At 53.9% G+C, this 13,779-nt stretch carries 5 protein-coding genes; 3 read left to right on the top strand and 2 right to left on the bottom strand.

The features are described 5' to 3' along the window. Positions 1–51: 51 nt before the first annotated feature. Complete coding sequence (locus ACFE8Q_RS21415) at positions 52–2,889, bottom strand: M16 family metallopeptidase (protein WP_375447480.1); 2,838 nt, start codon at positions 2,887–2,889, stop codon at positions 52–54. 125 nt (positions 2,890–3,014) lie between these two features. Further along, entirely contained in the window at positions 3,015–9,860 is a 6,846-nt protein-coding gene (locus ACFE8Q_RS21410) for an amino acid adenylation domain-containing protein (protein WP_375447479.1), read from the bottom strand. Positions 9,861–10,710: 850 nt separating this feature from the next. Here ACFE8Q_RS21410 and ACFE8Q_RS21405 point away from each other — a divergent pair. From ACFE8Q_RS21405 to ACFE8Q_RS21395, 3 genes are all read left to right on the top strand, one after another. Further along, a complete protein-coding gene (locus ACFE8Q_RS21405; protein ID WP_375447478.1) occupies positions 10,711–11,181 on the top strand; it encodes a PleD family two-component system response regulator in 471 nt (156 codons plus the stop codon). 112 nt (positions 11,182–11,293) lie between these two features. Further along, positions 11,294–12,493 carry a sugar transferase gene (locus tag ACFE8Q_RS21400; protein ID WP_375447477.1) on the top strand — a complete coding sequence of 400 codons (1,200 nt, stop codon included), beginning with the start codon at positions 11,294–11,296 and terminating at the stop codon, positions 12,491–12,493. Between the two features lie 19 nt (positions 12,494–12,512). Then, a complete protein-coding gene (locus tag ACFE8Q_RS21395) occupies positions 12,513–13,772 on the top strand; it encodes a glycosyltransferase family 2 protein (protein ID WP_375447476.1) in 1,260 nt (419 codons plus the stop codon). The last annotated feature ends 7 nt before the right edge of the window (positions 13,773–13,779 follow it).

The raw sequence follows: 13,779 nt of genomic DNA, 5'->3' as shown, positions 1-13,779 counted from the left end.
GGACCGCCTTCGACTAGGTGATCCGACGTTTCGGTTTACAGCATTTTACCCCTACTCCTTCGGCAGCAGCACAAACCGGATCAGGTTATCGCCGAGGTAGCGGTTGGCGGCGGCTTTTGTGCTCTCTACCGTTACCTGCTTCATCAGTTCCGGCTCGCGAAGCAGTTCGAGCGGATCATCGCCGTTGTAATACTGGTTCGACAAATAACTCAGCCAGAAGCTGTTGTCTTTTCGTTGAACTTCCTGCTCACGTTGCGTTTCGGCTTTGAACTTGGCAATATCGGTGGCGTCGGCACCGCTGGTTTTTAGCCTGGCAATTTCCTTATTCACCAGCCCTATCAGCTTTTCCACATTGTCGGGTGCGCAGCCAAAGTTGATACGGAATGTGTAGCGTGGCACCGGATAGCGACCATACACACCGCTTGCCGATACGCCATACACGCCGCTTTCTGCCTCGCGCAGTTGCTCGATCAGCTTAATTTCCAGCACTTCGGCCAGTGCATCTACCTGCGTAGCATTTTCGGGCGACCAATCGAAATTACCGGTATAGACCAACTGAACGCTTGCTTTCGGATCGACACCCCGCCGGACGGTTTTGCTCAACTGCCCCTGCGGTGCCCGGATGCCCAGGTCGCGGAAGGTCTCTTTACTATTTGTCGTGGGCAGGCTGCCCAGGTACGTCTCCAGCAAGGGGCGAATGGTGGCTACGTCGAAATTTCCGACGAAAACGAACGTAAAGTTACTGGCGTCGGCGAACCGCTCTTTGTAAATCTGAACGGCCCGGTCCAGATTCACACGGTCGAGATCGGCGGGTGTAATTGGCTGGCGACGTGGATTGTTGTTGCCCAGCGTTACGGAAATTGTATCCTGAAATACCTTCTGGGGTGTTGGCGTGGCGAGTTGGTTGGCCAGCGCACTTTTCTGGTTCGATAGGAAACCGGCTACCACGTCTGGATCGCGTCGAGGCTGTGTAAAGTAGCTGTTCAGAAGCTGAAGGGCCGTTTCCAGATCTTTTGGCGCTGTGCCACCACTGATTCCCTCGCCCAATTCTGAGATGTAAGGCGATACGTTCAACGCTTTGCCAGCCAGGAATTTTCCGAGTTGTACCTGACTGTATTCGCCTGTGCCGCCCAGGTTAACCAGCGTCGATGCGAAGCGGGCCGTTTGGTAGTCGGGTAATTCGTAGAGCGACGTGCCGCCTAGGCTATTGCCTGTAAACAGGATCTGATCGTTTTTAAACATCGTTGGTTTCAGCACCACGCGCACGCCGTTTTTCAGGCGTAGTTCGGTCACGCCAATCTTCTCGATTTTGGTTTCGCTGACCACCGGGCCGGGTGTTGGAGGCGTGGCAAGCAACGGCTTGTCGAGTACTTTGTCATCGTAGGCGGTCAGGTCTTTTCCGGCGGCATCAATGAAGCCAATGACATCGCTGACGCTGGGCAGCTTCCCCTTGTCTGACTCCGGTGCCTGAATCACCACCGCCCTGTTTTCGGTACGGATAAACTGATCCACCAGGCTGTTGATCTCGGGAAGGCCGATGCCCCCCAGGTTCTGCTTCAGAAAATCGTAGTAATAATCGATGCTGACGACCGGCTCCTGGTCGGTGAAATTGCCAACATACTGGCCCACATAATTGGCCGAACGCGTTTTGTTGCGCTCCAGATACGCCTGTTCAGCACCGCGCAGCAGTTCGGTTTTAGCGCGGGCCATTTCAGTGGCCGTAAAGCCAAACTGTTTTACACGGGATGTTTCGTTGAGCAACGCCTGAACCGACCGTTGAATATTGCCTTCTTTCGCCACGGCGTAGGCCGTGAATGCATCCAGATTACCCAGGAAAGAGCCGTAGTTACTGGCTCCGTACAGAAACGGCGGGTCGGCCTGCTGGGTCAACTCCTGAATCCGGTTGCCGAGCATAGCGTTGAACAGCTCGCGAGTGATGTCGGCGCGCAGGTCGCCCAGGGTACGGTCTTTCAGTTCGGGCCGTTTATAAATGATCTGGATCGTGGTGTTCGGCTGTTCATTATCCGTTACGATTACCACTTTCGTGTCTTTATGCGCATCAATCAGGTACGTTGGCCGCGGCGCGGGCGAAACCGCTTTCGGAATCCGCCCGAACTTTTGCCGGATCATGGCTTCGACCTTATTTACGTCGAAATCGCCCACGGCAATAACGGCCATCAGGTCGGGCCGGTACCAGGTTTTGTAAAATGCCCGCAGCACCTCGGGCTTGAACGTGTGGATGATACTGTCTTTGCCAATAGGCAGGCGGTTGGCGTAGCGCGAGTTGTTGAGGATGTACGGAAAATATTTGTCGCGCATCCGCTGCTGCGCACCACGCCCCAGCCGCCATTCTTCGAGTACCACACCGCGTTCTTTGTTGATCTCCGTCGTGTCGAAGCTGACGTTATGAGCCCAGTCTTCCAGAATCTGCATCGACCGCTCGAACACCTTCGCCGAATCGGTCGGAACGGGCAATTCAAACACCGTCTCGTCGAAACTGGTGTAGGCGTTTAGATCAGCCCCAAACCGAATGCCCGACGATTGCAGGAAATTGACCAATTCATTTTTGGGGAAGTTTTTGGTGCCGTTGAAGGCCATGTGCTCCATGAAGTGAGCCAGGCCCTGTTGCGCGTCATTCTCGAGCACCGACCCCGCCCGAACCACCAGCCGTAGTTCAGCACGTTTGGCTGGTTCGTCGTTTTGCCGGATGTAATACGTCAGTCCGTTGGGGAGCTTGCCCACCTTCACGGCCTTATCAAATGGGATTGGTGCGGCCGGATCGAAGCGGGCAACGGGCGGTTGTGTGGCTTTTTTCGATTGAGCAAACGCTGGTATCGACAAGCCAAGCGTGACCGTCAGGAGTAACGGCCAGTTACGCAAAGAAATCATAGGGTAGGGGCAAAACAAGTTTGTATAAAGATGTAACAAACTGCCGTAGAAAACAGATCGTTTACCTCAAAATTGTCTTGCCCTGTGGCCGGGTACGTTGTTTATCAGCGTACCCGGCCCCCGCCTTATGCCTCTATCTCCAACTGCCGATAGGCACCTGGATTATCAGGGTCGGCGATGAACCAGGCAGGGTTACCGGACTGGTCGCGGCCAAGGCGGGCACCGGGCACAGGCGGGTGATCGGCCGACCATACGCCAGGTACGTTGTTCGCTTCTTTCACGCCTGGTGTCAGGAAACCAGCCGAAATCATGGCGTCGATGCTGCTCAGGCAGGCTTCACGGATCGTGGTAATATCTGCGTCGGTGTGAGCTTCAGTGATAAAACAGGGGAAACCGTCCCAGATATGAATGCCTTTTTCGCGCATCATCGTAAACAGCAGCTCGCCATAGGCTACATCTTCCGTCCACTTCAACCGCCAGAGCGAGCCAAACTGCGTTGCCACAATCGGCAATTTCTGCCGGTCGAAGCGGGCATTGAATGCCGTAGCCAGTTGCTCAGCGTAGCGAGTCAGGCGTTTTTGCAGCGATGGACTTTCGGCCTGTAAATGCAACAGCGACGCTTTGGCCGACGCCAGCGCGAGCGGATGCCGAACGAACGTACCAGCAAAATAAGTTACGCCCACTTCTGGAAACGAGTCGTCGCCATATTGCCAGAAACCACCGTCCAGCGCGTCCATGAAGGCTTTTTTGCCCGCAATCACGCCGATAGGCAGCCCGCCGCCAATTACTTTTCCGTACGAAGCCAGATCGGCCTGAATGCCAAACAGAGCCTGTGCCCCGCCGAGGTGCATGCGGAAGCCGGTAATCACTTCGTCGAAGATCAGCGCCGTTCCCGATGCTTCAGTGATGGCCCGTACTTCTTTCAGAAACTCGATCGGGCGAAACTCCGGACGGCGACTCTGTACCGGCTCCACCAGAACAGCCGCCAGTTCGTGGGCGCGTTCGCGAATGATGCGCAGACTTTCGTCGGTGCCATAATCGAGGATAAGCATGTTCTGAACGGCTTCTGGCATGATCCCCGCCGCTGCCGGAAACGTCTTCAGTTTCTTGGTTCCCCGCACCAGTACCTCGTCTACGATACCGTGGTAAGAGCCGGTAAAGGCCACAATCAACGACCGGCCTGTTACCGTCCGGGCTACGCGCATGGTGCCGAGTACGGCCTCGGAACCGGTGCTGCACAACGCCGCCCGGTCGAATTTCGTGAACTCGCAGACCAACTGGCAAACCTCGCCCGCCAGTTCATGTTGTGGGCCAACTTCGTACCCGTTTTCAACCTGTTCGTGCAGTGCCTCTTTAATGAAGTCGGGTTGATGCCCAAACATCGTAGCGCCAAATCCGTTGAGCGCGTCGATATATTCGTTACCGTCCAGATCCCAGAGGCGGCTGCCTTTCGACTTGTTGATTACCAGCGGATAGACAATCTCCTTCGTCAGCGGCCGGAATCCCGACACCACACGCGGATCGGCCATTTGCGCCCGGTGCTGCTGCGTATACGCTTTGCTGCTTGCGGTTTTCTGATTGTAGCGGGTGGTCAGTTCAGCCAGGAACTGCTTTTGTGGCTCGGTGAGGCCGGTTATCTGCCGGTCGATGCGGGCCGTAGCGCCAAAGGGCTTTTTGAGTTCAACCGCTTCTTCCGGCGTAATATCAGCCGTTGGCAGCGATACCGCCAACTTCGGGGCTGCACTGGCCGTTGGCGCGCTCGCTGGCGTTACAGCCACAACAGCAGCGGGTTGCAAAACGGCTGGAGCCGGAGCCACCGTTCCACCCTGCATGAGTGCCACTTGTTTAGCCAGGATCTGCAACTGCTGCGCAATCAGGCCAAGTGCCGAATCACCACCCGGTTGAGTCATAATAGGCTGGTTATTAACTGGCTGGGAGGCATAGGCAACTGGCGCGGCTGAGAGCGCGGATGCCGCTACCGGGGCGGGCTGGTGCGCGTCGGCTGGCAGTTGGGCGTCCAGGTACGTTGCCAGCTTTTGCGGGTTGTCGAATTCGCCGCTGAGCTGCCGGAAGGTGATGGGAACGCCGAACGTACGGCGCAGGCTGATCGACACCTGGGTCAGCAGGAGTGAATCGAGGCCTATTTCAAGAAACGACGTGGTAGGTGACGTACCTGCCAGGTCAATTCCCGACGCATCTTCGAGTAGCGTATTGATTTGATTCAGTAGATGCTCACTTCTCATAAGTTGGGTTGGTGCCGATTGGGGACTAACTTCTTGTACTAAAACAGGTTGATAATCAATGGATTGTGCAAATTGGTTTTGGGCAAAAGTGCCACCCGCCGATTCGCCTGTCGAACCCGCCTGACTTCCCTGCGTAGGAATCAGCGGAACGGCGCCGGCGGGCGGATCGACCCAGCATCGTTTCCGGTCGAATGCGTAGGTGGGCAACTGAACTAGCTGATGCGGCCGGTTTGCGTAAAAAGCACTCCAGTTCGGCTCAACCCCTTGCAGCCAGAGTGTACCCAACGCGGATAAAAGTGCCTGGTAATCAGTCTGTTCGTCAGGCCGGTGTAAACTGGCAACAGCCGTCATTGACCGTTTGTCGGCCGATTTTGACCCGGCCTGCTGACGGGCTAAGGTTGTACTACTATTGCCCGGACCTACTTCGAGCAGAAGCGGGTTCCGAAGGGCGAGAATCGTATCCAGCGCATCGGCAAATCGAACAGTCTGGCGCAGATGCCCCGCCCAGTAGCCCGGATCAGTAGCCTGCTGGTCGGTCAGCCACGTGCCGGTAACTGTAGATACAATCGGCTTCTGGGGGCGGGAAAGCGTAACCTGCCGCACCGTTTCGGTGAAAGTCGGTATCACCGGGTCCATCATGGCCGAATGAAACGCGTGACTGGTTTCGAGTACCCGGTTGGGAATACTTTTCTGATCCAGGTATTGGGCAAAAGCGGCGATGTCTTCGTCGGAACCAGCCACGACACAGAGCGTATGGCTGTTGATAGCTGCCACCGATAACGTACCTGGCAACATCGCCTCTACCTCAGCCACCTGCCGACGAACCGACAACATGCTACCCCTTGGGCACGAACCAACCAACTGGCCGCGCATGGCAATCAGGCGTAAGGCATCGGGCAGCGAAAAGACGCCTGCCAGATGCGCCGCTACGAACTCACCCACGCTATGGCCGCATAGAACGGTTGGCGCAATACCCCAGCTTTGCCACAGTTGAGCCAGGGCATAGTTGGTCACGAATAGGGCTGGCTGCGTATAGCGCGTGTTTTTGAGCAATTCTTTCGCCGTCAGATCAGCCGTTTCGGGATACATCACCGACCGGATATCGACATCGAGGTGGGGAGCCAGCAGTTCCGCGCAGACGTCTATGGCATCGCGGTAAACGGGCTCGTATTTGTAAAAATCATGGCCCATGCCCAGGTATTGAGCGCCCTGTCCGGGAAAGACAAACACCACTTCGCCGGGCCGCCCGTTGAGCGTGTGCGTATTGGTGTCTTGCTCCAGTAAGGCGTTGCTCGCTTGCATTGGCTCTGCTGCCACCACAAACCGCCGATTCCCCATCGCCGGACGCGTAGTTTGCAATGTAAAAGCCACATCAGACAGTGTTGGCGTGGCCGGCCGTTGCAGGTATATACCCAGCCGGGCCGCATACGCTTCCCGACTAGCCACCGATCGCGCCGACCAGGTCAGTATCTGATAAGGACGCTCAGACGATGGTTTGTCAATCGGCTCTGGCGTAACCACCGGCGCTTCTTCCAGCACAACGTGCACGTTGGTGCCGCCCACGCCAAATGAGCTAACGCCCGCCCGACGGGGTAATTCACCGGCCGGCCAATTGGTAAGAGTGGTGTTTACGAAGAAGGGGCTATTGGCAAAATCAATGGCGGGATTAGGCCGCTCGAAATGCAGGGAAGCGGGTAGTTTCTGATGAAGCAGCGCCAGCACCGTTTTGATCAACGCGGCCACACCCGCCGCCTGGGTGAGGTGGCCCATGTTGCTCTTGATAGAGCCCAGCGCACAAAACTGTTTCTCCTGCTGTGGCCCGAAAGCCATCGTCAATCCATCGAATTCGATCGGGTCGCCAAGGGGCGTGGCCGTGCCGTGCGCTTCTACATAACTGATGGTAGCCGGATCAACCTGGGCGTCGGCCTGTGCCTGCCGAATGGCGGCGGCTTGCCCTTCGGCGTTGGGTGCCGTAAAACTGCCCTTGCCGCCACCGTCATTGCTAACGCCTACGCCCTTTATAACGGCGAAAATCAGGTCACCATCGCGTTGAGCAGCATCGAGTGGTTTCAACAGCACAACGCCAGCCCCATCGCTGAAAACCGTACCACTGGCATCGGCATCAAACGACCGGCACTGGCCCGTCCGGCTCAGCATAGCGCCTTCTTCGTAGAAATGGCCACTGTTTACCGGAGCGGTAATAGCCGCCCCACCCGCCAACGCCACCGTACACTGTCCGTTTCGGAGCGCGTCGACGGCCTGCGTAATGGCCAGCAGTGACGTTGAACAGGCCGAGTATACACTAACGGCCGGTCCTTTCAGGTTCAACTGATAAGCCGTGCGTGAGGCGATGTAGTCTTTTTCATTCACCGTCATGGCCTGAAAAGCACCAACCCGATCTACCGCCGCCGGATTCGGCAACACGTTATTCAGAAAGTACGTATTGTTTCCGCAACCCGCCCAAACGCCCACTACTTCGTTGCGTGCCGGGCCGGCTAGCTGCGGCAGGTAACCGGTTTGTTCCAGCGCTTCGTAGGCAATTTCCAGAAACACCCGTTGTTGTGGGTCCATGAGGTCGGCCAGAGCAGGGGTGAGGCCAAAAAACGCCGGGTCGAACTGATCAGCCTGGGCTAGCACACCCCGAGCGCGTACGTAAGCGGGGCTGGAACGTACCTGAGCCGGAATAGACGGGTCTAGCTCATCGGGCGTAAAGAAACGGGTCGTTTCCCGTCCTTCCGTTAGCACCTGCCATAACTCGTCGATAGAATTGGCTCCCGGAAAACGCCCCGCCATGCCAATGACAGCAATATCACCACCCGACGTATCGCGCTGACGTACCTGACGAATGGGCTGAGCCGTTGCGGCAGGCGAGTTGGCTGGTTGCAGAAATGCCGCCAGTCCGGCTACGGTTGGGTACTGATATAGTTTCGTAATGGGCAGCGTCTGGCCAATCGTATCCATAAACGCCACAGTCTTCTGGGCGAGTAGTGAATTGCCCCCAAGATCAAAGAAATTATCGTCGGCGCCAACGGGCGAAATTTCCAGAAGATCGGCCCAGAAATCAGCAATCTGTTGCTCCAGCGACGTACCCGGCTCCCGGAAAATAGTGGCGAGGCTCGGGCGGGTTGGCTCCGGCCTGGGTAACGCCAGTTTATCCACTTTACCGCTGGTCGTACGTGGAAACGTGTCAACCACGATCACCTGGGCAGGTAGCATAAAATCAGGTAACGTACCCGACAGCTTATGCCGGAGTGTAGGCCCGTCGATAGGCGATCCCGCATCGACAATGACGTAGGTCAGCAGCGTTTTTTGCCCCGACGCACCTTCCTGGGCTACGGCCACTGCCTGCTGCACCCCCGGCAGGTGAGCAAGGGCTACTTCAATTTCTCCCAGTTCAACCCGGTTGCCGCGAATTTTAACCTGATCATCGCCCCGCCCCATAAAATCAAGCGTGGGAATGGCCGATTCTTCACCTGTAACACCGCCTGGGCGAGACAGGCTGTAGCTGGCCAGATCGCCGGTGCGATAAATGACCATGTCTCCCTTCTCGGGATGAGTCCAGCGAAGGAAGCGTTCGGCGGTAAGGTCGGGTCGGTTTAGGTAGCCGAGCGCCACACACGGGCCACCAACATAGAGTTCGCCTACCTGCCCGTTCTCAACCAGCGTCAGGTCGTTGGTCAGGAGTACGATATCGGCGTTGGCAATCGGGGTACCGATTGGTGGTAGCGCGGGCCAGTTCTGGGCGTCGCCTTTAAGTTTATGTTCGGTTACCCAAACGCTGGTTTCCGTAGGGCCATACACGTTCATGAGCGTAGACTCGGGCAGTTCGGTAAAGAACCGGCGAATCTGGGGCGTGATGCGCAGCCGTTCGCCGCCCGTGATCACTTCCTGAAGAGTGGCTGGAAACAGGTTGAGTCTTTCGGCGGCTTCCGTCATGTATTGCAGCACAACGTACGGCAGAAATACCCGGTTGATCGCGTTGTCGGCAATAAAGCGGAGCAGCCGGGCCGCATCGAGCCGATACGAGTCGTCGATCAGGTAAACGGTACCACCGGTCGTTAGCGGAACGAAAATTTCCTGAAAGGAGGCATCAAAGCTCAGGTGGCAGAATTGGAGCGCGCGCGTGCCGGGTTGAGCCGTACCGTGTTCAGCCTGCCACCGCAACAGGTCGATCAGCCCCGCATGGCCCAGGCAAACGCCCTTAGGTATACCCGTGGAGCCCGATGTATATAATATACAGGCAACGGGATTTTGCTTTGTTACCGATAGCGTTGGTGACCCTGACCCCGCTTTGAGGGGGCTGGTTGTATCTGGCTTTTCCGTCGGAACGGTAACACCAAATTGTTCATACAGGTCTGCCTCCTCCACATCGGCCAGGCAGTGGGTCAACTGGGCGCTGTCTATGATTTGCTGAAGGCGGGTGGGCGGATAGGATGGGTCGAGCGGTAGATAAGCCTTCCCTGCCTTTAAAATGCCCAGGATCTGACTAACTAAGCTTACTCTACGGGTAGTACTGATGCCAATTAAATCAGCATCTGGTGCTGTTCGTAACAGAAGTTGAGCAACCTGGCTGGCCTCGGCATCGAGTTGCGAATAAGTCAATGAATTACCATCAAATACGACTGCAATAGATTGACCTGAACTGCGGCTAATCGTATCTACAAGCCGGTCGACAGTATACTCCGGTTCGTTGGTCAAAGGCGTACGTAGCAACGGATCAATAGGCATAGTAAAGGGTAGTTTAGACCAACCCATCTAAAAACATATTCTGCGATTAATACAATATCGGGAGTATGCTTTTATATCTGTTTAAGACATGGCAAAGCATCTTTTTAATTTAGACGTTACGCGAGGCATCTCGCCACAGACCGTCCACTAAATATATAGCTGACAAGGTGAGCAGGTACTGGTTTTGCTTTAGTTTGAATCAGTCAGCTTATCGATTTATTAAATGCCTCTCCCTTACTAATTTATATGTGTAAGTAAAAAGTCTTATTTTTAGGCTAAACTAATGGATACACTCGTATGAAAATCGAGCTATTCGATAAGTATACAGGTACTTGATTAATACACGAATACCAAGTAAAAATAACTAAAAATTTGACTAAAATAGCCGCTTTTGGTAATAAAGCTTTAAGTTGTTGCTAACTATTACTGCAAAAGTTTTCGCGTTATTTTAAGTATATACAGCTTCATCAGGAAGCTATAAATGAAGGCCTATATCTTGTATAAAGAAGGCAAGAAATAATGGGACTGAATAGTATGCTTAGCTAGCTAATTTAGCTATTAACCCACAAAGAGTATACTTGGGGGAGAGTGCTTAAAACATGGAATAATTAAAACCTGATTATTCCTGTGACTACACGTACAGTAGTATAGTCTAAAGCATTAAATCCGATGAGGTTATACACAATATGCCCAACAAGCGACCTGAAAAGGAGCTTTTGTGGCATCAGAAAGTTTGACGCAACGAATCGGAAAGTTTTTGACTTAACCAGAAATTTGCTTTCGTCTGTTGAGAATAAAACAATAATCGTGCCATCGTCACACTGAAAAGCCGCCCATTACAGAATCAACCATGAAAAAATCAAGCCGCAGTCTCCTTATCATCGAAGAAAACCCCCACATTGCCACAGTTCTCACGCAGACACTTCGTGCAGATTACGTAATTACCGTTGCAACAAACAGCCGCGATGCTGTTCGTTTATTGGTACAGGGGCGGCAATTTGACTGCATTATCACCGAATTAGATCTGCCATTTTTTGATGGTCTTGAGCTAGTTAAATTAGTGAGAATGAATAAATTATCGGAAAGAACTCCCGTTCTGATTCTCTCTGATGCATCGGATAGCGATACGCGCATTGCCTGCCTTGAAGCAGGTGCAGATGCGCACATAGCCAAGCCATTCAATCCGCTTGAAGTGAGCGTTACCCTGCGCACGTTGAGCAATCGGTATATGGTAACCGTAGAGCGGGATGAAACGCCCGTAATTCCAATGCATTCTTCCCTACTGAAGCGCTTCTGGTCGCCTAGCTCGCTCAATTTATAACAGAAAAAAGGTGGCTTCAGGGCTAACAAACTTCGTGCCATATTTATAATGTGCCGATTTTTTGAGGCCACCCTCTGTTTGTTCTCGTTGAAATCTAGCCTCACAATTACTTATGATACGTGCGGAAATAAACCGGCAAACGGCAACCTGCTTGGTGTTGGTTGAAAAAGAAGAAGCCGTATTTAGTCAGATATCTGCTCTGGTTGACTCATCCTACCTGATCAGGTGGTATCAACGGATCGATGATGCCATCGCCTGGATGAGAGATCGACAGTCGGCAGCGCTCATTATTGTCAATGAGAATCAAAGTAATGTAGAGTCGCTCGCCGCATTGCGGGCTACAACACTCACGCAGAGTGTGCCCATCCTGCTGCTATGTAATAAATCGACCGAAGAAGCGGTGCAACTCGCTCTTCGGGCGGGGGTCACTGATCTGCTTTCACTGGCGGATACCGTACAACTCGAAAAACGAATTCAGTTTTTCCTGACGCTGATGCGGCGTGTATCAGCCCAACCCGATGCGCAGGAACAGGACCAGATTTTCCGGTTTAAACTGCCTACCTGGAAACGAGCGATCGATATTGCGGCTTCACTACAGGCATTGATCGTGTTTAGCCCCTTGATGCTCATCGTAGCGATCCTGATCAAGCTTGATTCGAAAGGGCCCGTTTTCTACAAATCGAAACGGGTAGGGGCTAACTACCGCGTTTTCGGTATGATCAAGTTCCGGACAATGCGCGTTGAAGCCGATCAACTGCTGAAACAGATGGCATCGGAAAACAATATGTACAACCAGGAGTCGGAAGCGGTAGCCGGACCAGCCGACGATACGGGTTTGTGCGAAAATTGCGCCTTGATTGCCTCAACCTGTCAGCGCAAACTATTCGATCAGGACCGCTATGTCTGTGAGCGTGACTACTTGCGCCGCGGCGAAAAAGGGGCCGCCTTCGTGAAATTCCGTAATGACCCACGGATCACCCGGCTCGGTAACTTCTTGAGAAACAGTAGTATTGATGAGCTGCCGCAACTCATCAATATCCTGAAAGGCGACATGTCGATTGTTGGTAATCGGCCGCTACCTGTCTACGAAGCTGAAAAGCTCACGACCGATCAGGCCGTAAAACGATTCGCCGGCCCATCGGGATTGACGGGACTCTGGCAGGTCGAAAAACGGGCCCGTGGCGAAGATCGGATGGATGAGCAGGAGCGGATAAACCTGGATATTGAATATGTAGAGACCTTCTCGTTCGCCAAAGACATGCAGATCATCTACAAAACGTTCTTCAGCCTCTGGCAACAGGAAAACGTCTAATTTATCTGACCTTCTTGATATGTTTCTGATTACGCTTTTCTGGTTGCTAATGTCCCTTGTCGTGTATACGTACCTGGGATATGGGCTGGTATTGTATGCATTGGTAAAAATGCGGCGGGTACTGGGCATCGGCCAGCGAGTGCTGCCCCCGGCAGGTGAAGCCGCCCACGTAACGGTTGTGGTGCCTGCCTACAATGAGATCGACTGCCTGCCTGCCAAACTACAGAACTGCCTGGCGCAGAGCTACTCCGTCGATCGGCTGCATTTTCTTTTCGTCGTCGAAGGGTCAACCGATGGATCAGCCGAGTGGCTGGAAACACAGAAAAGGAACGTACCCAACCTGTCGATACTTTCGGGTACACAGCGGTTGGGCAAGATTGAAGCCATGAACAACGCCATGCGGCTGACACGTACCCCGCTGGTGATTTTCACGGATGCCAACACGACGCTAAATCTGGAAGCCGTAAGCCGACTGGTGCGGAAATTCGATGAGCCCGGCGTGGGTGCTGTAACGGGCGAGAAGCGAATTCAGATGGAGTCGACCGAAGCCGCAACGGGTAGCGGTGAAGGTCTTTACTGGCGCTACGAATCCCTGTTGAAACGGTTTGACGCTGATTTACACACGATTGTGGGCGCAGCAGGCGAACTTTTTGCCATTCGTACCGAACTGTATGAGCCCGTAGAAGCCGACACGCTTCTCGATGATTTTATGATTTCGTTGCGCATTGCCGCCCGTGGATTTCGGGTGGAATACGAACCGGAAGCCTACGCACTGGAGCGTCCTTCGCCCTCTATTCGCGAAGAGCAAAAGCGGAAAGTGCGTATTGCCACGGGTGGATTTCAGTCTATCCAACGCCTCACAGCCTTATTGAATATTGTCCGGTATGGCTGGCTCAGTTTCCAGTACATATCACATCGAGTGCTGCGCTGGGCTGTTACCCCGTTTTGCCTTCCATTACTCTTCTTGCTCAACATAGGCATACTGGCTCAACTGGTTCTGAACGATGCCGCTCCGTTATCGCTTGCCTTTTGGGGCGTGCTCCTGCTGGGACAATTACTTTTCTACGGCCTGGCTTATATAGGCTACCAGAACGAAGACCGGCAGACACGCTGGAAACCTGCATTCGTTCCCTTTTATTTTGTCTTCATGAATATGTGTGTCGTGTTGGGTTTGGTACGTTATTGGCAAGGTGGAATCTCAGGTATCTGGGAAAAAGCCGCCCGGACCACTCAGACAGCCGATTCAGTATCCGCTGCCTCGACAACACAGATTGGCTAACCATCCA

The sequence above is a fragment of the uncultured Fibrella sp. genome, assembly GCF_964250085.1.
In the GTDB taxonomy this organism is placed as follows: Bacteria; Bacteroidota; Bacteroidia; order Cytophagales; family Spirosomataceae; genus Fibrella.
The sequence above is the reverse complement of the archived record's forward strand: the minus strand, read 5'-3'. Positions and strand labels throughout refer to the sequence as shown.

Coding starts and splice junctions, on each gene's coding strand:
- ACFE8Q_RS21415 (WP_375447480.1), bottom strand. CDS start 2,889: ATGATTTCTTTGCGTAACTGGCCGTTACTCCTGACGGTCACGCTTGGC.
- ACFE8Q_RS21410 (WP_375447479.1), bottom strand. CDS start 9,860: ATGCCTATTGATCCGTTGCTACGTACGCCTTTGACCAACGAACCGGAG.
- ACFE8Q_RS21405 (WP_375447478.1), top strand. CDS start 10,711: ATGAAAAAATCAAGCCGCAGTCTCCTTATCATCGAAGAAAACCCCCAC.
- ACFE8Q_RS21400 (WP_375447477.1), top strand. CDS start 11,294: ATGATACGTGCGGAAATAAACCGGCAAACGGCAACCTGCTTGGTGTTG.
- ACFE8Q_RS21395 (WP_375447476.1), top strand. CDS start 12,513: ATGTTTCTGATTACGCTTTTCTGGTTGCTAATGTCCCTTGTCGTGTAT.